Genomic DNA, 21,939 nt, shown 5'->3' on the forward strand with positions numbered 1-21,939 from the left:
AACCTGAATTTTGCGGCACATGGCTGCGTTTCAACTCCCTGGAACGGAATGGCCATTGCGCGTCGTTGTGCCTTACCCTGCGCTCCAAAAACCACACTCCACGCTATCCAACTGCCGGATTCAGGATAATGAGTGGACGATATCTTTACACGCTTCTTCAGCCACTGGTCCTGGCGGATTTCCTGTGGTAGGCCGGGCATTTTGTCCACGCATCGCCTGGGAATGCTTTTCTCCAGGTAACGAACTTGCCGACCTTGTCGAACTCCTCGCCTATGCCGGGAGGATAGCGTGAGGATCGCACTGGTCCTCGAGTACGATGGAAGCAATTTTTGCGGATGGCAGAGCCAGCCGTCCGGTGGCTCGGTGCAGGACGCGGTGGAGGCTGCATTATCGAGGATCGCCGGCAATGCTACCAGAGTGCTGACGGCGGGGCGCACCGATGCTGGCGTGCATGCCGTATTCCAGGTGGTGCATTTCGACACCGAAGCGAAGCGGCCCATGAATGCGTGGATACGGGGAGTCAATGCATTTCTGCCGGACAGTATTGCGGTATTATGGGCCTTGCCAATGCCGCCCGATTTTCATGCACGCTACTGCGCCACTGAGCGCTGCTACCTGTACCTGTTGCTCACCCATCCGGTACGGCCGGCACTCAACCAGGGCAAGATGGGCTGGTTTCATCAATCGCTCGATCTCGAATCCATGCGTTCCGCGGCCGGGTTTCTGCTGGGGGAGCATGACTTCAGCGCGTTTCGTGCCGCTGCATGCCAGGCGAAGTCGCCCGTGCGCAAGCTGACGAAGCTGGAAATCACCCGGCATGGCGATATCATTGTGTTTGAAGTACGCGCCAACGCCTTTTTGCATCATATGGTGCGCAATATTGTCGGTTCGCTGGTTTACGTGGGGAAGGGCAAATATCCCCCGGCATGGATGGCGGAAGTGCTGGCCCGGCGGAGGCGTGAACTTGCCGCTCCCACTTTTCCGGCAGCCGGCCTGTATCTGGCGGGCATCGGCTATGATGCCAGATGGCAGGTTCCGGAATTCATCGAACCGCCACTGGCGGCGGTACTGCAAAAGTCGAACAGGTCATTGCCTACAAGTTCCCGGGAGCCAAGCCTGCCCGGCGGCATGGAGTGAGCAGTGCTCCGGATCACTCTTGCTCCCCGATGGATAGGTCCGAGGCCGGGATGCATCATTGGCCGGAAAGCGCCGTAGGCAGGTATCGATGGAGGACGTGATTCATATATGGCTACACCAGTAAAGATTTGCGGCATCACTCGCGCCGAGGATGCGCAGGCGGCAGTTCGCCTGGGCGCTACCGCCATCGGATTCGTATTCTGGAAGCGAAGCCCGCGATATATTTCACCGGATAAGGCACGAGAAATCATTTCCCTGTTGCCCGCATTCATCACCGCAGTGGGCGTTTATGTCGATCCCGACCGTAGTTGGGTTGAGACATCCTCTCGCGCAGGCGTGAATCTTCTGCAGTTTCACGGTGTAGAATCTCCCGATTTTTGCCGGCAATTTTCGTTGCCTTATATAAAGGCTGTTCGCGTCAAGCAAGGGGTAGATTTGATACAATACGCGACCCGTCATAGCGGCGCAAAAGGATTGTTGCTCGACACGTTTGTGGAAGGCGAGCCCGGCGGTACCGGACAGGGGTTCGACTGGGACCTGGTGCCACGTGATGTAAGCTTGCCTTTGATCCTCTCCGGAGGGTTGCGCCCGGAGAATGTCGCGCTCGCGATCAGCCGGATTCAACCATGGGCGGTGGATGTATCCAGCGGCGTGGAGGCATCCAAGGGTATCAAGGATGCCGATAAGATCGCCGCTTTCATGCGAGGAGTTCGAGCCAGTGAGAGTTTATGATCTACCCGACAGATACGGCCATTTCGGTCCGTATGGGGGAATTTTTGTCGCCGAGACGCTGATTGCTGCGCTGGATGAGTTGCGCGCGCAATATGAGCTTTCCCGAAACGATGCAGAATTCCAGGCCGAACTTGCCCATGAGCTGAAGCATTACGTTGGCCGCCCTACGCCCATCTATCATGCAAGCAGGTGGTCGGCCCACCTGGGAGGCGCGCAGATTTTGCTCAAGCGGGAAGACCTGAATCATACGGGAGCCCACAAGATCAACAATGCGGTCGGGCAGGCGCTTCTCGCGCGGCGCATGGGCAAGTCGCGCGTCATTGCCGAAACAGGTGCGGGCCAGCATGGCGTGGCGAGCGCCACGGTGGCAGCGCGCTATGGAATGAAGTGCGTGGTTTACATGGGATCGGTGGATGTTGCCCGCCAGTCCGCCAATGTTTACCGGATGAAATTGCTCGGTGCCACAGTGGTGCCGGTCGAATCCGGTTCCCGCACTCTGAAAGATGCACTGAATGAGGCGATGCGCGACTGGGTGACTAATATCGAGGACACTTTTTATATCATTGGCACCGTGGCGGGACCTCATCCTTATCCCATGATGGTGCGTGATTTCCAGACGATCATCGGACGCGAGGCGATGCTGCAGATGCAGGAGGAATATGGGCGGCAACCCGATGCGCTAATTGCGTGCGTGGGCGGGGGATCCAATGCCATCGGCCTGTTTTACCCTTATCTGGACAGTGATATCCGGATGATAGGCGTCGAGGCGGCGGGACTCGGGATCGAAAGCGGCCAGCACGCCGCGACGCTGACGCGAGGAAGGCCCGGTGTGCTGCATGGGAACCGCACTTATCTGATCCAGGACGACAATGGGCAGATCGTCGAGACGCATTCCATTTCTGCCGGCCTCGATTATCCGGGCGTCGGCCCCGAGCATGCCTGGCTCAAGGACAACAGGCGCGCGGAATACGTCGGGATAACCGATAGCGAAGCGCTGGCAGCATTCCATTCCCTTTGTCATTATGAAGGCATCATTCCTGCCCTCGAATCCAGCCATGCGTTGGCTTATGCCGCCCAGCTTGCGCCAACGCTGGGCCGGGACCAGCTCTTGCTGGTGAACCTGTCGGGAAGGGGTGACAAGGATATGGGCACGGTGGCGCAAGCCTCTCAAATCATGCTCTGACCGGCCCGTGCATTCCATGTCCCGAATTTCCGCCACTCTCGACCGGCTGCACCAGCGGCATAAAAAGGCTCTGATTCCTTTTATCACCGCCGGCGATCCCGAACCCGCCATCATGGTGTCTTTGATGCACGGGCTGGTGGAAGCCGGCGCGGATATCATCGAGCTGGGTGTTCCCTTTTCCGATCCCATGGCCGATGGCCCCGCGATACAGCGTTCGTCCGAACGGGCGCTGAAGCGGCATGTAAGCCTGAAAGATGTCCTGGCAATGGCGCGCGAGTTCCGGGAGCGCGACGATTCCACGCCGGTAGTGCTCATGGGGTATGCAAACCCGATAGAAGCGATGGGGCATGAGATATTTGCGCAAAGGGCCAAAGCGTGCGGAATCGATGGGGTATTGACGGTGGACTATCCCCCTGAGGAATCGCAGGAGTGGGTCGCTATTCTGGAACGCTGGCAGATCGATCCCATTTTCCTGGTTTCGCCGACTACGCCGCAGACACGCATCGAGCAAGTGGCGAAAATGGCAAAAGGCTATGTATATTATGTGTCATTGAGAGGAGTGACCGGCGCGCCGACGCTCGACCTCGACGAAGTAGCCAGCAGGCTTGGCCAGTTGCGCGCATCCATTTCCATCCCGATCGGCGTCGGGTTCGGAATACGCGATAATGCGACGGCAAGGGCGATTGCGGGGATCGCCGATGCCGTGGTAGTGGGAAGCCGGCTCGTCGAGGAGATAGAACGCTCCCCACATGACCAGATATTGACGAATGTGGCGCGCGTGGTGGCCGGCCTGCGTGGAGCGATGGACGAGGCCAGCCAGACGATAGCCGGCCGATAACCTGGCGCTGATCGAAATCTCGAATAAATCAACCCTGTATCAGGTAACGGCCCTACAGACCATGAGCTGGTTCCAGAAACTTCTCCCGCCCAAAATCAAACGCAAGGAAAGTGGCGAAAAAAAGGCTGTGCCCGAGGGGCTATGGAGCAAGTGCGCTTCGTGCGAGGCGGTGCTGTATTATTCCGACCTGGGGAACAATCTCAATGTCTGCCCCAAGTGCAACCATCATAACCGGATTTCCGCCCGGGTCCGGCTCGATCTGTTTCTGGATACCGAGGGACGCCATGAGATAGGCTCGGAAGTGTTGCCGCTCGATCCATTGAAGTTCAAGGATAGCAAACGCTATGCAGATCGCCTGTCGTCCGCCAAAAAGGAGACCGAAGAGGATGATGCCCTGGTAGTCATGCAGGGCAGCGTAAAAACCATCCCTCTTATCACAGCGGCGTTCGAGTTTGGGTTCATGGGCGGATCGATGGGATCGGTGGTGGGCGAGCGGTTCGTCCGGGGCGTCCAGGCATGCATTGATCTTCATCTGCCTTTTGTATGTTTTGCCGCCAGCGGCGGGGCCCGCATGCAGGAAGGCCTGCTGTCGCTGATGCAGATGGCAAAGACGTCCGCAGCGCTGACCCGGTTGAGCCAAGCGCGACTTCCCTTTATTTCGGTGCTTACCGACCCCACCATGGGAGGCGTGTCCGCCAGCTTTGCCTTTATCGGCGATGTGGTCATTGCCGAGCCTGGCGCCTTGATCGGTTTCGCGGGTCCGCGCGTCATCGAGCAGACAGTGCGTCAAACCCTGCCGGAGGGCTTCCAGCGCGCCGAATTCCTCCTGGAACACGGAGCGATAGACATGATAGTGGATCGCAGGCGCATGCGGGACAAGGTCGCTTCCCTGTGCACATTGCTCATGCACTCATCCGTCTCGCCGCCCTGATGCGCCATGCGCGCAACCGCATTGTTTTCCCGTTCTTGCTGCCCTCATCGCTTTCACCGCCCGCCGGCATTCCTCCGGTGTTCCTGGTCCGGCCGGCAAGCCGGCAGCCGTGACACTCCATGATCCCAAATCCGGCAGTTGGCCACTCATTTCCAGTTTAGAGATATGATCCAAAAAGACTATCTGCGGTACTCGACGTTCATCCATATCCACCCTGTCCGGCTGGCGGATTCAGGATGATTGAACCCGCTCCGAAATTCCAGACGCTGCTGGATTGGCTAGGTTATCTGGAATGCCTTCACCCAAAAACTATCGAGATGGGGCTGGAACGCGTGAAACGGGTCGGATCCAGTCTCGATCTCGATCCGGCTTTTCCTATAATCACTGTTGGGGGAACCAATGGCAAAGGTTCGACATGCGCCATGATGGAAGCCATATTGAGCAGCGCTGGATATGCAGTGGGATGCTACACATCGCCGCATCTGCTGCGCTATAACGAGCGCGTGCGTATCAACCGGCGGGAAGCGGGAGACGAGCAGCTATGTGACTCATTCCAGATGGTGGAGGCGGCGCGGATAGCCAGCGGCGAGTCCTTGACCTATTTCGAGTTCGGCACGCTGGCGGCAATGCAGCTCTTCAGCCGGGCAGGCGTGGATGTGGCCATTCTGGAAGTGGGGCTGGGTGGCCGGCTGGATGCGGTGAATATCTTTGATGCTCACTGCGCAGTGCTGACCAGCATCGACCTCGATCATATGGATTATCTTGGCGATACGCGCGAGAAAATCGGGTGGGAAAAGGCAGGGATCTTCAGGAGAGGAAAGACGGCAATCTGTTCCGAGCCGGATATTCCCGCGAGCATCGGCCGTTACGCCAGCTCGATCGAGGCGGATTTGCTGCATATCGGAGAGCACTTCGGTTACTCGGCGGACGCCAGTCAATGGAGTTTCTGGGGCCCGGGAGGGCGCCGGCATGCGCTTCCTCATCCGGCGCTGCGAGGCGATTATCAATTGCGTAACGCCAGCGCCTGCCTGGCGGCGCTCGATTCCCTCAGGCATATTCTTCCGGTTACGATGGGGGATATACGAAGGAGCCTGCTGGAAATCAACTGGCCCGGGAGGTTCCAGGTTTTAGCCGGACGGCCCGCGACGGTGCTGGATGTTGCGCACAACCCTGCCGCTGCTGAAGCGCTTGCCGGCAATCTGGCCAGGATGGGAAGCTACCGGACTACCTATGCCGTATTCGCGATGCTCAAGGACAAGGATATCGCTGGCGTAGGACGCGCACTTCTGGAAAGGGTGGACGTATGGTTGACAGCGGATATTCACGCGCCGCGCGGCGCTTCCGCGGACGAGGTGGCGCGGGCGCTGGCAGCTGCGGGAATAAAGGAGGCAGGGAAGACCATGCTTGCATTTTCAGATCCGGCTGCGGCGTACGCATATGCCTGTGAGCAGGCTGGCGAAAATGATAGAATCTGCGTATTCGGTTCATTCCATACCGTTGCCGACGTGTTGCGCTATCGAGAGCGGCCGGGTGTGCATGGCGGGTTTCAATCTGATGGCTAAGACTCTCAGTGAAGATGAAATTCAGCTCCGGAAACGGGCCAGAAGGCGGCTCATAGGGGCAATAGTGCTGGTTGCGGTGGCAGTCGTCGTCCTGCCTATGGTACTGGACAACAAGCCGGAGCAGCGCAATCACGAAATCGAAATCCGCATTCCTTCGGAAGATACAGCTGACGAGCTCCCGCCTGAAGCGGCAACCTTCCCCCAGACACCTTCCGCAGGGGTTCCGGATTCCGGAACTTCCGAGTCCCGGCGTCAGGAGGCTGCTGTGCTCCAGCCAGGCAAGCCCATACAGCCCCCGGCCCAGGTAGCGGAAAAGGTGCAACCCCCGGCCCAGGTAGCGGAAAAGGGTAAGCCGGCGGCGAACAGTTCCGCGCCGGAGATCGCGCCAGGCGCGGAGAGCGCTCGGACAAGTTCCATCGCCGCCAATATGTTCGTGGTGCAGTTGGGCGCTTTTGCGAATCCCGCCAAGGCGCAGCGGCAACTGCAGAGCCTGATCTCGAAAGAGAAGGATGTCAAGGCCTATACCGAAACCATAAAGACAGGCAAGGGGACGGGATCGCGCGGGCTGGACAGCAGGAAGGAAGCGGATGACGGCGAGATAACGCGTGTTCGCGTCGGTCCTTTCCAGACGCGGGAGGAAGCGGAGGCTGCCCGCGAGAGGCTCAGGAAACTGGGATTCGAGGGAGTGGTGATAGATAGATAACCCATCAGATCCAGGGCGCCATTTCGTGTAGCATGACCATTTTAGATTACAGCGTTATCGCAGTCCTTGCCGTATCGGTATTGCTGAGCCTGATGCGCGGGGTTGTACGCGAGCTGCTATCGCTGGCGGGCTGGATAGCCGCATTCATGGCGGCCAATTCATTCGCATCGGGATTTGCGCCCATGATTCCTTCCTCTATCGGTGGCGAATCGATACGCGTGTTTTTGGCATTCGCGGTGCTTTTCTTCTCCACATTGCTGGGCGCCGGGCTGCTGACGATGCTGATTTCGGCTCTGGTGAGGACGGCTGGGCTTGGGTTTGCAGACCGTTTTTTTGGTTTGCTGTTTGGCCTTGCGCGCGGCCTGCTTGTCGTGCTGCTGGCGATCCTGGCGGCGGGATTCACTACCTTGCCCCAGGAGCCGGCCTGGAAGAACGCGATGCTGAGCAAGCCGCTTGAAATGGCAGCACTGATGGTAATGCCGTGGCTCCCGCCGGATCTGTCCAGCCATATCAGCTATGCGAAATCGAAGCAGAAAAATTAGCGCCGGACGCATGGATTCACGCCGGGTTTTCATTACGGGAAAGGCATGCTGGCACTGCGCCGCGAATGGCGGGCCTGCGGATTTTGTGCAGTTGATTGATTAGGGCATACTCGGGAAAACATTATGTGCGGAATTCTTGGCCTTGTTGCGCAAACTCCCGTCAACCAGTTGCTATACGACGGCCTGCTGGTGCTCCAGCATCGGGGGCAGGACGCCGCCGGTATCGTTACCGCGCAGCATAACAGGTTCCACATGCACAAGGGAAACGGCCTGGTGCGGGATGTTTTTCGCACCCGCAACATGCGTTCGATGGTCGGGAACATGGGCATTGGACATGTACGCTACCCAACTGCCGGATCGTCCGAATCCCCAGCCGAAGCACAGCCGTTTTACGTAAATTCTCCGTTCGGGATCGTTCTGGGCCACAACGGCAATCTCACGAACGCCGTCCAGCTCAACCAGGAATTGTTCCGTGAAGATTTGCGTCACGTCAATACCAATTCCGATTCGGAAGTCTTGCTCAATGTGCTGGCTCATGAGCTGCAGAGGAGTACGAAAAACTATCATCTCGATCCAGCCGCCATATTCGATGCGGTTTCGGGGGTGCACCGCCGCTGCCGGGGCGCCTATGCAGTAGTGGCTATGATAGCCGGCTATGGTTTGCTGGCTTTTCGCGACCCCCATGGCATTCGACCACTGGTATTCGGTCGCGCGGAGAACGAGTTCGGGACAGAGTACCTGGTGGCGTCCGAAAGCGTCGCGCTTGACACGCTGGGATTCCATCTGATACGCGATGTCGCTCCAGGGGAAGCGATTTTCATCGACGAGAAAGGTAATTTTTACAACAAGCAATGCGCTGCCGCGCCTGTGCGTAACCCCTGCATCTTCGAGTTCGTTTACATGGCTCGCCCAGACTCGGTAATGGACGGTATTTCCGTATACGAAACACGGCTCAACATGGGTGAGAGCCTGGCCGACAAGATCAATAGGACCATGCGGCATCTGGACATCGATGTGGTCATCCCCATCCCTGATTCCAGCCGGCCTAGCGCCTTGCAGCTTGCCAATCGCCTGGGTGTCAGCTTTCGGGAAGGTTTTGTCAAGAACCGGTATATAGGACGGACTTTCATCATGCCGGGACAGCAGCAGCGGCGTAAATCCGTTCGCCAGAAACTCAATGCGATGAGCGTCGAATTTCGCGGAAAGAATGTGTTGCTGGTGGATGATTCAATCGTGCGCGGCACGACCAGTCGGGAAATTGTCCAGATGGCGCAAGGCGCGGGGGCGAGCAAGGTGTATTTCGCATCCGCTGCGCCGCCGGTGCGGTTTCCCAACGTTTACGGGATAGACATGCCTACACGCCATGAGCTCATTGCTACCGGCAGGGATGATGATGAAATCTGCCGGGAAATCGGTGCGGATTACCTGGTTTACCAGGATCTCGATGCGCTCGTGAAAGATGTCTCCAGGCTCAATCCTTCGATTTCCCATTATGAAACTTCATGCTTCGACGGCAGCTATATCACCGGTGATATCACGGAAGAGTATCTTGCCATACTGGAGGCGCAGCGGGGCAGTGGCATGCCATTGACGAGCACTGGCACCAGCAGCCAGCTGGATTTGAACCTGGCGGCGGTGGACTAAGGAAGCACTGAACAAACTCTGCTAATGTGAACAATGGCTTCCGCACTCCCCGTTTGAGGCGATTGCTTTGCGGGCATCATGCGAAAATCCTTCCGATCGCTGCTTCGCTTTGCGCATGATTACCGGCGGCACAGAAATTTTCCGGGAAGCCATATCGCAGCAATTTGACAAAAAGAATGGGGAAGTGTAGTTTCGATCTTGCGCCGATTTGATATTCAGCTTGCGGGCGCGTTATAAATTCGGCTAAAGCGGGAAACCCGTTTTAGCAAATGCTGGACGGGTTTTTTTATTGGGAAGGAGATCCTGATGTCTGACGATTTCGAGCTGGAGACCCTGGCGCTGCACACGGGTATTCATCGCAGCCAGTTCAATGAGCATGCGGAAGCGCTGTACCTGACTTCGAGCTTCGTATTCGAGAATGCCGCCCAGGCCGCAGCGCGTTTTTCCGGCACGGAACCCGGAAATATCTATTCGCGCTTCACCAACCCCACGGTTACCGCTTTCGAAGAACGCCTGGCCGCGCTCGAGGGTGCTGAAGCGTGCGTGGCCACTTCTTCAGGCATGTCGGCAATTCTTGCGTGTGCGATGGGCCTGCTCTCCGCCGGCGACCATATCATCGCATCGCGCAGCCTGTTCGGCGCTACCGTGAATCTCTTCACCAATATTCTCAAGCGCTTCAACATCGAGACGACATTTGTTTCCGCTACGGATATTTCCCAATGGGAAGCGGCGATGAGGCCCGGTACGAAATTATTATTCGTGGAAACGCCATCCAATCCGCTTACCGAAATTTCGGATATTGGCGCGCTGGCTTCCGTTGCAAAAAAGGCGGGCGCCTGGCTCGCGGTGGACAACTGCTTTTGTTCCCCGGCGCTGCAAAGGCCGCTGCAACTGGGTGCGGATCTGGTAATCCATTCCGCGACAAAATATCTGGAGGGTCAGGGAAGGGTATTGGGCGGGGCTGTGCTGGGAAGCCGGGACCTGGTGATGGAGCAGGGGATATTCGGTTTTTTGCGTACTGCTGGGCCGAGCCTGAGCCCCTTCAATGCCTGGGTGATATTGAAAGGCATGGAAACGCTGAAGATTCGCATGGAGGCGCATTCCAGCAACGCGCTGGAGATTGCACGCTGGCTGGAATCGCAGCCAAGCGTGGCGAAAGTTCATTACCCCGGCCTGACGTCGCATCCACAATATGATCTCGCGCGGCGCCAGCAGAAAACCGGCGGGGGCATTGTGTCCTTCGAATTGAAGAATGGAAAGGATGCGGCCTGGCGGGTGGTGGATTCCGTCCGCATGATTTCGATTACCGCCAATCTGGGCGATACCAAGAGCACCTTGACGCATCCCGCCACCACTACCCATGCCCGCATCAGCCAGGAAAGCCGGGACGCAGCCGGAATTACGGACGGCCTGCTGCGCATCGCAGTGGGGCTGGAAGCAGCGAAGGATATCCAGGCGGATCTGGCGAGAGGTCTGGCAGCCACCTAGGCATCCACAGGGATGCAACCCCATAGCAGATTGTAGGCGCCCGCCCCAACAGTACTTTGGCGCGGTCCGGCGCCCCGTCGCTGCTAGCGTCGCGACGCGTTATACAGCGGCGTGACGACCGGAAGCAATGATTCGATCTGCTGGACGCGCGAGGAGTCGGCAGGGTGGCTGCTGAGGAATTCGGGTGGCTGTCCGCCCTGGTTGGCATTCATCATTTTTTGCCATAAGGTTACTCCCGCGCGAGGGTTATAGCCCGCGCGCGCGGTGAGTTCCAGGCCGATGCGGTCTGCCTCGGCCTCGTCTGTACGGCTGAAATGGGTTGCAATAAGGGCTTCATAACCGACATTGGCCAGCGCTGCGGTATTCTGGCTGAGGCCGAGCGCCGCAGATCCGAGGCCCAGCGCGGCCTGGGCTGCGATCGCCTGGGATACCTGTTCCCGCGAATGCTCGCGTAACGCATGAGCTATTTCGTGTCCCATCACTACCGCGATTTCCGCGTCGGTGAGTTGTAACTGGTTGATCAGTCCGGAGTAGAACATGATTTTCCCCCCTGGCATGCAGAAGGCGTTCAGCTCGTTGCTGTCGATTATGTTCACTTCCCATTTCCAGCCAGGCGCATCCTTGCGAAACACGGCGGTTTGGGGTTCGATCCGGCGGGCAATGGCCTGCAATCGCGCCAGCATTTTGGGATCCTTATTGAGCGTTCCATTTTGCGTGGAGTCGTTCTTCAGCTTGGTATAACCTTGCGCGGCGGTTTGCTCCAGTTGGTCGGAGGAGACGAGCATCAGCTGGGACCGGTCTGCGCCCACCGCTCCTGCGGAAGTCGTGGTCGCGCATCCATTGAGCGTAAGTGACGCGATACCGATACCGATGGCGGCTAAAAAACGAAAGACGAGCATGGTTTCCTCACTGGGTTAAGTTGGCGATGATCCCCGTAGCCCACGCCTGTCCCACGGGTTCCGGCGAGTCTTCCGGACCGGCCAGCGTCCGGAGGTGCCGGATGTCGATTGCATGTATCCTTGTTCTGTCTACCGGCGAGCCCGCATCAAGACGATCCTGGAACTCTGCAAGATGCGCTTCAAACCACATAGGCTTTACGCACTACCACGTCTTCCAGCGGAACATCCTGATGACCGCTTCGGCTGCCTGTCTTTACCTTCCTGATCTTGTCCACCACGTCCTTGCCATCCACGACCTTGCCAAACACGCAATAACCAAAGCCGTGGGGCGTGGGTGAAGTATGATTCAGGGGGGAATTGTCCGCGACGTTGATGAAGAACTGCGCGGTTGCGGAATGCACGTCGGACGTACGGGCCATGGCGATGGTATATTTTTCATTTTTGAGGCCGTTGGCAGCCTCATTTTGAATTGGGGCGCGGGTCTGCTTCTGTTTCATGCCCGGTTCGAATCCTCCTCCCTGGATCATGAAGCCATCTATGACCCGATGAAACACGGTGTTGTCATAATGGCCGCTGTTTACGTATTCCAGAAAATTCTTCGCGGTGAGCGGCGTTTTTTCGCTGTCGAGCTCAAGAGTGATATCGCCGAGAGTCGTTTCAAGTTTGATCATATTTTCCCCTTTTATGGATTGGTCTTACTGCTGGTCTCCCCGGGAGTGCCCGCCCGCTGCGGGGATTCCGGGAGGAGCCGTGCATCCTCGATGATCACCGTCGAGCGCGGCACATCCGCCGGAAAGGGGCCTCCCGGTCCTGTTGGCGCCCCGGCGATCCTGTTGACGACATCCATTCCCTTCACCACCTTGCCAAATACGGTATAGCCATAGCCCTGCGGAGTGGGCGCCGTATGGTTCAGGAATGCATTATTGGCGACGTTGATAAAAAATTGCGACGAAGCCGAATGCGGGTCAGAGGTCCGTGCCATGGAAACCATGCCAATGTCGTTTTTCAGGCCATTGGACGCTTCGTTCCCGACGGGTTGTCTTGTGGGTTTCTGCCTGAATTCCTTATCCATTCCGCCGCCCTGGATCATGAACCGGGGAATGACACGGTGGAAAATCGTTCCGGCATAATAGCCGTCCTTTACATACTGCAAAAAATTCTCAACGGTTTTCGGCGCCTTGTCAGGATACAGTTCCAGTATCATGCTGCCCAGATTGGTCTTTATTTCGACCTGGGGATGCGTGATTTCGCCGGCAACGGAGGATGCCGTGCTGCAAAGAAGCAGCAGGACCGGGATAAGCTTCATGATGTGCCTGGTGATGTGCATGGTTCCCCTGGAAAGAATAACATATCAATCTTGCCGGCTCGGCAGACCGCGCTTTCGTGCACGATTTTCCAATGCCCCGTCTTGTCTTCTTTTTTCCAATATAGCCGTTTTTTCATTTTTCTGGAAAGGTTGTCGTCTGAATATTCCTGGTCGAAGTTGACTACAACGAGATCGTCCCTGCCCGGATACGAAAACATACCCACATTACTGATTTTTACTTTCACCCGTGGCTTGGCTGCATTTACCTCGCGCTTGTGCTTTATCCACTCATCCAGGTTTTGCTTCCCGCTGGCGAAGTCTTGCCCATAGTTCCGGATATAAGCATCAATATTGCCATTTTCCCAGTCCTGGCGCCAATTTTCCAGGTAACGAGATAGTTTCTCACGCAAGGGGAGGCTTTCAGACGGCTTGACCCATTCCATCCCGTAGCTGATGATGACGGGTGTAACGCCGACTTGCAGTGTCGCCCCCACGGCATCGAGATCCTGGTTTGCGAGTACCACGCAACCGTCGCTGGCTCGGGGCGGGCGGCTATAGGTATTCGAAGGCGTGCCATGCAGCCAGATTCCAAAACCACTGCGTCCGTGGCGTTTATCCCAATCATTGGGATAATCGATAGGAAATGCGCCGCTTCCGTAAAAGTCGGCCAGTTTCTGGCGGGGCAGATTGGCCGTGACGAAATAAACACCAATAGGCGTTTTCTTGTCCCCTTCTCTCAGCTTTTGGGAGCCATTCTTGCCAGTGCTGATATAGTAGTCGGCAACATAATGGGCTTCACCGCCGATATTCCGATATATGTAAAGCCGGGCTTTGTGCGTATCCGCGACCAGGGCATATTTTTGTTCGGACTGCATCTGCAGCAGAAACCGGGGAACCTTGTCGAGCGGCACCGGATCCTGGTAGTGCTGCATCCGGGCCCTCGCTTCCTCTCGCAGCTCATCAATATGCTGCTGCGAAACCCCTTGCATTTCGCCAATTTTATTGATGGGCCGGGCACGGGCGAGGAGCAGATCTCCCTTGATCAAATGGGCAAGCCGGAAATTGGGATTGGCCTTGAGAAGCTGCTCGATACCGTTCAGTGCGGAGTCGATCCGGTTTTCCGCGATTTCCTGCAGACTTTTGACGAGCATGGTTTCCGGTCTCGCCGGAGCCGGGATTGCTCCGGAAAAGCTATCGCTGGATAAAGCGCCAGCTGGCGAAAGGCAGAAGACCGCCAATATGGTGGAAACCGCCAAACCGAACTGGCTGTGCCTGCGATCAGCCATGCTGCCGCGGCGCATCATTTGCTTGCCGATTCTTGCTGAATCAGCCATTTTTCTCCTACCTTGACCATTTCCAGTGTCTTGGATGTCATGATTTTTTTAAAATTATCCGAATGATACAATTGCTTGAAGCGGATCCTGGCGTGTCTTGCGTCTTTAAAGCTGACGGTGGGATGTATGATTGATACATGAATCGACTTCGGCTTGTCAATACGCTCCTTCCGGAGGTTCTCCCAGGCGGCGCGGGAGGTTCCGTGCGGAGGATGGAAACTGCTGGAATAAAACCCGAGATACCGGGCGGCGTCCTTGTCAGACCAAGCCTTTGCCCAAGAGGCCACGGTTTCGAGGACTTCGAGGACTTTATCGGAATCATCCGCAGGAGCGGGTTTCTCCGGCGCTGGTTTTTCCGCAAGGGTGGGTTTCCCTGGAGCCTGTTGTTCCCGTGTTTTTTCTGCTGTTTTCCCGAGGGCATTGCCCGATGATTTTTCCGGTACTTTTTCCGGTACTTTTTCCGGGATTTTTTCTGGGATTTTTTCTGGGACTTTTTTTGCTACTTTTTTTGGTACTTTTTCCGTAATTTCTTCCGTGACGGCGGGAGCTACGCCACCACCGGACATCGCCAATGCCGTCTGGCTTTCCCTGGATCTGCCCGGCGTGAACAGGTCCTTTATCATGGCAAGCTTGGTCTGGGCCGTAGTATTTTCCTTGTCGAGCTGTAGAGCCTTGCCATAAGCCTGGCTCGCCATTTTCGCGTAAATTTCGCCCAGATTCACATGTGCCGTGGAATAGCTGGGGTGGGTGCGCATCGCCATTTCCAGCGCTGTCTTCGCCTTGTCATAATCACCCTGGCTGGCATATAACACGGCAAGGTTGTTGTAGGGTTCCGGCAGTTCCGGATAATCTTCGGACAGTGCCGAAAATATTTTTATCGCATCATCGGTCTCGTTCTGCTCAGTTAGAATCAGTCCTTTCTGGAAACGCATTTGCGCATCCCTGGGATGAGACGCGAGATAAGCGTCCGCCCGCTCCAGCGCCTTGCTCAGGCTTCCCTGTTTGTACAGTTTGGAAACGTCCTCATTTTCATCGGCGAACGCAGCGGGTCCCGCCAGCAGCACGGCGGCAACCGAGGCAGCAATGGCCATGGGTACGTTTATCCGGTGAAAATTACGTGTTTTCATTATGCTATACTGCCCCTCTTGTTCATGGGGTGTCGAAGAAAGCTCCTGACCAAGGCTTGGTGCGGAAGGAATTATTTCCTGGACCGGAATGGCCGGCAGGAAATGGTGAGATCGCGGCTCGGTCTCCTGTGCTGGAGACATGCGCGGAGGGTGTTTGATATTGCTGCAAGCCGCATTGAACATTGCTTCCGGAAGGACTGCTTCGCCAGGCTGGAGCGACGTGCCGATCTCCGCATCCCGCTTTGGCGGCCGCCGGATTCCCTGGCGTCGCGTCTGCGCATGACTTCAAGGTACCTCAATATTTCCCCGGATTCTACCCCAAAATTCTACCAAGAAGCCTGCTCAGTCCACAATCTCGCCATATGCTCAAAATTCACAATTCCCTTGTCAGAGAAAAACGGGACTTTGTGCCCATAGTGCCCGGCAAGGTCGGAATATATGTCTGCGGCATGACCGTTTACGATTATTGCCATCTGGGCCATGCGCGCATGATGGTCGTGTTCGACATGGTGGTGCGATGGTTGCGGGCAAGCGGTTTCGATGTCACCTACGTGCGCAACATTACCGATGTCGACGACAAGATCATCAGGCGGGCGCTTGAGAACGGCGAGCCGATCGAAGTTCTCACGGACCGCTTTATCCGGGCAATGGAGGAAGATGCGGCTGCTCTGGGCGTGCTTGCGCCCACGTGCGAACCCCGAGCTACGCATCATGTGGCGCACATGGTCGCCATGATTCGCGCATTGCTCGAAAAGGATCTTGCGTATTGCGCGGATAACGGCGATGTGTATTACGCGGTGCACAAATTTCCCCATTATGGCAAGCTCTCGGGTAAATCGCTGGATGATCTGCGCGCGGGTGAACGGGTCGGCGTAGACGTGCACAAGCGGGATCCGCTCGACTTCGTGCTCTGGAAGGCAGGCAAGCCTGGAGAGCCGCAATGGGAGTCGCCGTGGGGCATGGGCAGGCCAGGGTGGCATATCGAATGCTCCGCCATGAGCGAACATTACCTGGGCTGGCATTTCGACATACACGGCGGCGGACAGGACCTGCAATTTCCCCATCACGAAAATGAAATAGCGCAAAGCGAAGGCGTGCACGATCATGTTTTCGTCAACTATTGGATGCATAATGGTTTTGTTCGGGTCGACGACGAGAAAATGTCGAAATCGCTGGGGAATTTCTTTACCGTGCGCGAGATTCTTGTCCGATATCAGCCGGAGGTGGTGCGGTTTTTTATCCTGCGGGCACATTACCGCAGCCCGTTGAATTATTCCGACCAGAATCTGGAAGACGCCAGGCGCGCGCTCGATCGGCTTTACACGGCACTGAAGGCGGTCGAAGCGCAAGGCGTCACGGCGGAGCCGGACTGGGAGCAGCCGTATGCGCAGCGCTTCCGGCATGCGATGAACGATGATTTCAATACCTCCGATGCCATTGCCGTGCTGTTTGAGCTAGCTAGCGAGGCCAATAGAACCGGGTCGGGCAAGGATCTCGTCTTAATGAAAACCCTGGGGGGAATGCTGGGATTGCTGCAGCAGGATCCGCAACATTACTTGCAGGAGGCCACGGGGGGTGGCACCGGCCTGGATCCGAAGCACGTGGACGAGCTAATCCAGCAACGCCTCGTTGCGCGGATGAGCAGGAATTTCGGGGAGGCGGATCGTATTCGCAGGGAACTGCTCGAGGCAGGCATCGTTCTCGAGGATGGTCCTCAAGGCACCAGCTGGCGCAGAGGCTAAGCGGATCTCCTAAGGAAGCGTTGAACAAATCTCCGCCGTGCTGGCGAGGATTTATTCAGTGCTTCCTGATTCTTTTTTATCTTCTCTACTCATTCCTCGGCGATTCCTGCGATTTGCGATCCGGGGATAGCCGGAAAACCTTGGTATTGTCCGCGGCTTGCACGCAATCGATGACGCCTTGGTTTACCAGGTCGTCGAGGGCGCGCTGTATCACCGCCTTTGCCGTCTCGTATCGCTGACGGGAGAGCCACCAGTGGATGATGCCATCCACGGTGTCTGCAGCGTAGGGATGCAGGTGCAGATACTCTATTATTTCCAGGCGGGGATCCGTACCTGTATACGGTCCGGGTTCGGACTTTGTCCTCTCGGTGGGTGTCATCGGCATTGCTTCCTTGAACGTGCGATGATATGCAATTGATCTGTTCAATACAGAAGCAAAAATTGTGCCCTTGTATAAGAAACTGCCTGGCAGCTGCATGCGTTGACAAAGCGGGACATCAGTTTTTTCATGCGAGAGGGATGCGTGTCCGGATGCCGAACCGGGAAGCGATCACCTGAACAAACCCAGGTGCGGGGCCTGTTTAACGGGTTCTGGCAAGTGTGCCAAATATCACCCACCTGGGTCAGTTTTGTCACAGTTCGCGCGCCCTGATTCCATGCTTTTTTAACAGTTTGCCCAGCGCGCGCCTCTCCTTTCCTGCGAGACGGGCAGCCTGGCTGACATTGCCATGTGCTCGCGTCATCAAACGGCTGAGATATTCCTGTTCAAATTGTTCCAATGCCGCGGATTTCGCCGACGAGTAGGTGGAATAGCTGTGTGTGCATAGGTTGGCCATGCGGTGGCCGATTCCATCTTCAACTCCGGAGTCGATTCCGGCGGGGCATGTCAATCGCAGCGTGGTTTCATCGCAGATGACCGCCTGGCGGTATACCAATCCCTCCAGTTCGCGGATATTCCCCGGCCAGGGATAGCTTCGGAACCAACTGCAACTCCGCTCATCGATCTCCCTGGCATTACAGGGAAACTGCTGCTTGCAGCGCTCGAAAAAGGCATTCGCCAATAATGCGGCGTCATCTTCCCGCTCACGAAGCGGCGGCAGCTTCATCCCGAGAATTCGCAGCCTGTACAGTAAATCCGGGCGGAAAGCCCCCATTTTCACCAAGTCCTCCAGGCGGCTATTGGTGGCAGCGATGATGCGGACATTCACCTTGCGCTCTACACGGGCGCCGATGGGGCGGTAACTGCCATCCTGGAGAAATCGCAACAGCGTCACCTGGGCTCGGGGCGTGAGGGCATCGACTTCGTCGAGAAACAGGGTTCCTCCCGCGGCGGTTTCCACCAGGCCAGGCCGGTCTATCCGGGCATCGGTAAATGCGCCCTTTACGTGTCCAAAAAGTTCGCTTTCGACCAGATTATCCGGAACCGCTCCGCAATTTATCGGAACGAATGCCTGGTCGCGCCGGGCTCCACGATAATGTATGGCGCGTGCCGCCATTTCCTTGCCTGTTCCGGTTTCGCCTTCGATGAGTAGCGGCGCTTGCACTTTTGCAAGTTTGTCGATTAACGCAATCATGCGGATGAAGGCCTCGGAGCGGCCCAGAAGGAGAAATTTGTCCGTCCTGATTCCTGATTCAGCCATGCCGTCTTCCGCGGCAAACAGTCTTTGCGCATCCGCTTTTCCCTTGCGGCAAGGCTCATACTCTTCGTAGTTCATGCGATCCCCCTTTAAGTTCGCCTATACCGGTGTTTTCCGAAAACCTTGTTCGAGCGCGCTAATACCTATATTAAATATAGGGAATTGAGAATCTCGTACCCTGTCTTCCCGGTCTGTGCGGTAACGTACAAAATGCCGGGGGGAACGGAGTATCCGGGAAGAAGCATGCCCGTCAGAGAAGAAAACTGGAGGAACATGGGAAAGGGAAACGCGAAAGAGGTAGATGGCTTTTCGGGGCGGTTCGAATACAGCCAGGTTCAATACTATGGGATGAGTTCCTTGAATTGTCCGGAAGCGGCAACCTGGATAATTCCTCCCCAGATGCAATTGAGCGTCGAGACATTATCCAGGGAGGGCTGATTTCCCAACAGGACAGTTGCGGCGCCCGGCACCCAGGGGGCCGCCGTGAAGGGGATGCAGGGTTGCGGGGTAAGCACGCCAAAAGCCGCGGATGTGGCTGCGGCCACGGCCGGATTGGCGAGACTGGTGCATGCGCCAAAGGGCAGGATATTTACCATGGGCTTGTAATCCATGATGGTGGCTGCGGGCTGGCTGCTTGTCATCATCCTGTTGACGGGCAATACGGCAAGCTGACCCGGTGCGAGCCCGAAACTGCATGTCAGCGTTGCGCCATTACAAACGTGATTCGGCATGGCCGGGTCTCCTTGTCGAGTTTCGATTGATATTTGCGGAATGGGTTTTCACTGAATTCCGCTTTTGCAAAATGGATCGGACGTGTATGCGAACGAGTTATGCCACACACTTTGTTCCCAGATTTCATTGCATATTTCACCGCAAATTTTTCGCTCGAATCCGCACATGCCGCCGAGCATGAATTTGGCCTTGTAGGCACCGGTGCCTTCTCCTCCCTGGAGTTCCATGATGATTTGCTCATGTATTTCGGAAACGGCGAGATGGGTGGTATTGGTCAGGTCCCTGTAGAATTTCTCGGGAATGAGGAATTGCTTGCCGTCGATGACCACCGAGAAAGTTTCGGTGACAAATCGGGGTATGCCTCCATCCATCCCCCAGACGCCCGCGTCGACCTCGCGGCATTCGCCAGGGGCGCAGCGGCGTTCGCGGAATTTCACTGCAACTTTTTTCCCCGATGGAAGCATATATGTCTTGTCGTGCAGGAAGGGGGTGGGCGCCTCTTGCGCCGAGGCTCTGGAAGAAGCCAGGATAGCAAAGCCAAGAGCGAAAGTTTTCAGGAAGCCCAGTGTGATTTGGCGGAGTGCCTGTACTTTCATGCTATCTCGATGAATATCTTTTCAGTTTCGGACGCGGGCTTCAGCTTGGCGAAAAGCTGTTCGAACGCCACCCTGCTTTGACCTATGAATTCCTGCTCTTTCGTCATACCCACCAATATGCACCCCTCGGTATCGGCCGCTGTATTGCCGGGATGGATACGCACGCCCTCAAAATTGGGGACGCTGAGCAAAAGCGGGAGCAGACGATCGAAACGCTGGGAGTAGTTGATGATGACCTCATAGCGTCCGGCCGGAATCGCGGTCGCTCCCTTGATCTTGACCGGCCTGACCTTGTCTTCCAGCGTATAGCATTCAAATTGTCCGTTTACCGACAGTTCGCCTATCGTGCTGTTATCGAAGAAATCCGTCCGTTTTACCTGCAGTTCCATTTCAATTCTCCTTTTTATCTCGAATAGAAAGACCGGCAGGCTGCCGCCTTGCTCCAGACTGCCGTCAGGGCGGGCACTGCGCCAGCATCGCTGCCTTCGATGGATCTTCGCCGCTATTCCTGAATCTCTCGTAGTCCCCGCCGGTGAGTCCCCAGAATTGCGCCCGCTTCAATTCATCGGCCTGCTCGTATCGCGCACGCTGCGCTTCATCTATTTGTTCCGGCGCGGCAAATACCTTGTATGCGGTAGCCGTGCGGAATTTTGCCAATTCGCGGAGTGCGTTGGCATAGTCTTCATAAAATTTCTCGATATTCGCATTATGGTCCTTCACATGTCGTGAAAATGCTTCCACCATCTCCGCGTTGCCGGTTTCCGACGCGACATGCAAGCCTGTTTCCTTGCGCTTCAATATCTCCGCTTCCCGGCATAGCAACGCATAGTTATCGGTTGCAAGGGTTGCCAGGGTCCTGACTGCTTTCAGGTTTTGCACAAAATACCATATGCTTGCCGCGAGGAGGATGGACAGGCTCAGTCCCCAGATTTTCCAGCTTGTGCCCCGTTCATACGATTCGATCGCTTTCAGGAAAGCGAGACAGCCCTGATATCTGGCGTCTGGATTCTTCTCGGTCGCCTTCAATATCATTTCAACAAGGGGTTTTTTGAGCCTGGGATTGATCGTGCGAGGATTGGGAATGGGCGTGCCTACGTGCTGCGCCTTAAGTACGTCCTGGGTGGCGCCCTTGAATGGAAGCTGCCCGGTAAGCATTTCGAACAGGAGAATGCCTGCCGAATACACGTCCGACCGGTGGTCAATCTTGTCGGAATTGACGAACTGCTCCGGGCTCATGTATTCGGGAGTGCCAATGACGCGTCCCAGATTGGCCGCATGTTCGCTCCCAATCTGCCGTGCGATGCCGAAATCGGTCAGGAGGGCGCGGTTGGAACTATCGACCATCACATTCGACGCCTTGATATCGCGGTGCAGGATGGCTTTCTCGTGCGCGCAATTGAGACCCGCGAGGATGCCCTTGAAGATGGCCAGGGCCTGCTTCTCCGGCATCGGACCACCCAGCGCATCGATCATGTCGGCCAGCGAGCGGCCGTCGACGTATTCGAGGACAAGAAAATAGTCCTCGCCCACCTGAAAATAATCGTACATCTGAACGATATTGGGATGGGAAAGCTGCGCCTGGTGCGCGGCCTCATCATAGAACTGCTGCTTGAAATTTGGACTCCGGGTCAATTCCCGTTTGAGAACTTTTATAGCGTATTTCTTGTCCTTCACCAGGGCATTTTCGGCCAGGTAAACCCTTCCCATCGCGCCTTCGCCGAGCTTGGAGATGATGGCATAGCTGCCATGAACTATCGTGCCGACCAGGTCATCGTTTTCCATGCCATCGCTCCATTCCTTCAGGCT

Annotated in this window: 22 protein-coding genes; 11 read left to right on the forward strand and 11 right to left on the reverse strand. The window is 56.4% G+C overall.

The window, feature by feature from the left end; genetic code table 11:
• The first annotated feature begins 288 nt into the window (after nucleotides 1–288).
• From truA to ACZ5CE_RS05490, 10 genes are all read left to right on the forward strand, one after another.
• Complete coding sequence (truA, locus tag ACZ5CE_RS05445; protein ID WP_464576791.1) at nucleotides 289–1,137, forward strand: tRNA pseudouridine(38-40) synthase TruA; 849 nt, start codon at nucleotides 289–291, stop codon at nucleotides 1,135–1,137.
• A 108-nt stretch (nucleotides 1,138–1,245) separates the two neighbouring features.
• Nucleotides 1,246–1,869, forward strand: a complete 624-nt coding sequence (locus tag ACZ5CE_RS05450) for a phosphoribosylanthranilate isomerase (RefSeq protein ID WP_464576792.1) — start codon at nucleotides 1,246–1,248, stop codon at nucleotides 1,867–1,869.
• Complete coding sequence (gene trpB / locus ACZ5CE_RS05455) at nucleotides 1,856–3,052, forward strand: tryptophan synthase subunit beta (protein ID WP_464576793.1); 1,197 nt, start codon at nucleotides 1,856–1,858, stop codon at nucleotides 3,050–3,052. The genes ACZ5CE_RS05450 and trpB overlap by 14 nt, the downstream gene beginning before the upstream one ends.
• 16 nt (nucleotides 3,053–3,068) lie before the next feature.
• A complete protein-coding gene (trpA, locus tag ACZ5CE_RS05460; protein ID WP_464576794.1) occupies nucleotides 3,069–3,890 on the forward strand; it encodes a tryptophan synthase subunit alpha in 822 nt (273 codons plus the stop codon).
• Between the two features lie 61 nt (nucleotides 3,891–3,951).
• On the forward strand, nucleotides 3,952–4,821 hold the full coding sequence (gene accD / locus ACZ5CE_RS05465) for an acetyl-CoA carboxylase, carboxyltransferase subunit beta (RefSeq protein WP_464576795.1): 870 nt from the start codon (nucleotides 3,952–3,954) through the stop codon (nucleotides 4,819–4,821).
• A 236-nt stretch (nucleotides 4,822–5,057) separates the two neighbouring features.
• Nucleotides 5,058–6,383, forward strand: coding sequence for a bifunctional tetrahydrofolate synthase/dihydrofolate synthase (gene folC, locus ACZ5CE_RS05470; protein ID WP_464576796.1), 1,326 nt, complete (start codon nucleotides 5,058–5,060; stop codon nucleotides 6,381–6,383).
• A complete protein-coding gene (locus ACZ5CE_RS05475; RefSeq protein WP_464576797.1) occupies nucleotides 6,376–7,086 on the forward strand; it encodes an SPOR domain-containing protein in 711 nt (236 codons plus the stop codon). Before folC ends, ACZ5CE_RS05475 begins: the two co-directional genes overlap by 8 nt.
• A 32-nt stretch (nucleotides 7,087–7,118) precedes the next feature.
• Nucleotides 7,119–7,628 carry a CvpA family protein gene (locus ACZ5CE_RS05480; protein ID WP_464576798.1) on the forward strand — a complete coding sequence of 170 codons (510 nt, stop codon included), beginning with the start codon at nucleotides 7,119–7,121 and terminating at the stop codon, nucleotides 7,626–7,628.
• A 123-nt stretch (nucleotides 7,629–7,751) separates the two neighbouring features.
• Complete coding sequence (gene purF, locus ACZ5CE_RS05485) at nucleotides 7,752–9,272, forward strand: amidophosphoribosyltransferase (protein WP_464576799.1); 1,521 nt, start codon at nucleotides 7,752–7,754, stop codon at nucleotides 9,270–9,272.
• A 306-nt stretch (nucleotides 9,273–9,578) separates the two neighbouring features.
• Nucleotides 9,579–10,760 (forward strand): O-succinylhomoserine sulfhydrylase, encoded by a 1,182-nt coding sequence (locus tag ACZ5CE_RS05490; RefSeq protein WP_464576800.1) that lies wholly within the window; start codon nucleotides 9,579–9,581, stop codon nucleotides 10,758–10,760.
• An 83-nt stretch (nucleotides 10,761–10,843) separates the two neighbouring features.
• Here ACZ5CE_RS05490 and ACZ5CE_RS05495 read toward each other — a convergent pair whose 3' ends face one another.
• The 5 genes from ACZ5CE_RS05495 to ACZ5CE_RS05515 form a co-directional block, all read right to left on the reverse strand.
• Nucleotides 10,844–11,659 carry a M48 family metallopeptidase gene (locus ACZ5CE_RS05495; protein WP_464576801.1) on the reverse strand — a complete coding sequence of 272 codons (816 nt, stop codon included), beginning with the start codon at nucleotides 11,657–11,659 and terminating at the stop codon, nucleotides 10,844–10,846.
• A 179-nt stretch (nucleotides 11,660–11,838) separates the two neighbouring features.
• On the reverse strand, nucleotides 11,839–12,330 hold the full coding sequence (locus ACZ5CE_RS05500; RefSeq protein WP_464576802.1) for a peptidylprolyl isomerase: 492 nt from the start codon (nucleotides 12,328–12,330) through the stop codon (nucleotides 11,839–11,841).
• Nucleotides 12,331–12,341: 11 nt separating this feature from the next.
• Entirely contained in the window at nucleotides 12,342–12,965 is a 624-nt protein-coding gene (locus ACZ5CE_RS05505; protein ID WP_464576803.1) for a peptidylprolyl isomerase, read from the reverse strand.
• Nucleotides 12,962–14,299 carry a L,D-transpeptidase family protein gene (locus tag ACZ5CE_RS05510; RefSeq protein ID WP_464576804.1) on the reverse strand — a complete coding sequence of 446 codons (1,338 nt, stop codon included), beginning with the start codon at nucleotides 14,297–14,299 and terminating at the stop codon, nucleotides 12,962–12,964. The genes ACZ5CE_RS05505 and ACZ5CE_RS05510 overlap by 4 nt, the downstream gene beginning before the upstream one ends.
• Entirely contained in the window at nucleotides 14,266–15,426 is a 1,161-nt protein-coding gene (locus tag ACZ5CE_RS05515) for a tetratricopeptide repeat protein (RefSeq protein ID WP_464576805.1), read from the reverse strand. Before ACZ5CE_RS05515 ends, ACZ5CE_RS05510 begins: the two co-directional genes overlap by 34 nt.
• A gap of 362 nt (nucleotides 15,427–15,788) precedes the next feature.
• Here ACZ5CE_RS05515 and cysS point away from each other — a divergent pair, with 362 nt between their 5' ends.
• Complete coding sequence (gene cysS, locus ACZ5CE_RS05520) at nucleotides 15,789–17,168, forward strand: cysteine--tRNA ligase (protein ID WP_464576806.1); 1,380 nt, start codon at nucleotides 15,789–15,791, stop codon at nucleotides 17,166–17,168.
• A gap of 85 nt (nucleotides 17,169–17,253) precedes the next feature.
• On the opposite strand, the gene ACZ5CE_RS05525 is transcribed toward cysS, so the two are convergent.
• The 6 genes from ACZ5CE_RS05525 to ACZ5CE_RS05550 form a co-directional block, all read right to left on the reverse strand.
• Nucleotides 17,254–17,547: a hypothetical protein gene (locus tag ACZ5CE_RS05525; protein ID WP_464576807.1), complete on the reverse strand. Its 294-nt coding sequence runs from the start codon at nucleotides 17,545–17,547 to the stop codon at nucleotides 17,254–17,256.
• 253 nt (nucleotides 17,548–17,800) lie between these two features.
• Nucleotides 17,801–18,883, reverse strand: coding sequence for a sigma 54-interacting transcriptional regulator (locus ACZ5CE_RS05530; RefSeq protein ID WP_464576808.1), 1,083 nt, complete (start codon nucleotides 18,881–18,883; stop codon nucleotides 17,801–17,803).
• Nucleotides 18,884–19,146: 263 nt separating this feature from the next.
• A complete protein-coding gene (locus ACZ5CE_RS05535) occupies nucleotides 19,147–19,536 on the reverse strand; it encodes a DUF4280 domain-containing protein (protein WP_464576809.1) in 390 nt (129 codons plus the stop codon).
• Nucleotides 19,537–19,584: 48 nt separating this feature from the next.
• Nucleotides 19,585–20,133: a hypothetical protein gene (locus ACZ5CE_RS05540; RefSeq protein WP_464576810.1), complete on the reverse strand. Its 549-nt coding sequence runs from the start codon at nucleotides 20,131–20,133 to the stop codon at nucleotides 19,585–19,587.
• Entirely contained in the window at nucleotides 20,130–20,522 is a 393-nt protein-coding gene (locus tag ACZ5CE_RS05545; protein ID WP_464576811.1) for a DUF5675 family protein, read from the reverse strand. Before ACZ5CE_RS05545 ends, ACZ5CE_RS05540 begins: the two co-directional genes overlap by 4 nt.
• Nucleotides 20,523–20,586: 64 nt before the next feature.
• The gene (locus ACZ5CE_RS05550; protein WP_464576812.1) at nucleotides 20,587–21,915 is read right to left on the reverse strand and encodes a serine/threonine-protein kinase; all 1,329 of its coding nucleotides are present in this window, start codon (nucleotides 21,913–21,915) and stop codon (nucleotides 20,587–20,589) included.
• Between the last annotated feature and the right edge of the window lie 24 nt (nucleotides 21,916–21,939).

Source organism: Nitrosospira sp. TNL200 (assembly GCF_055386305.1).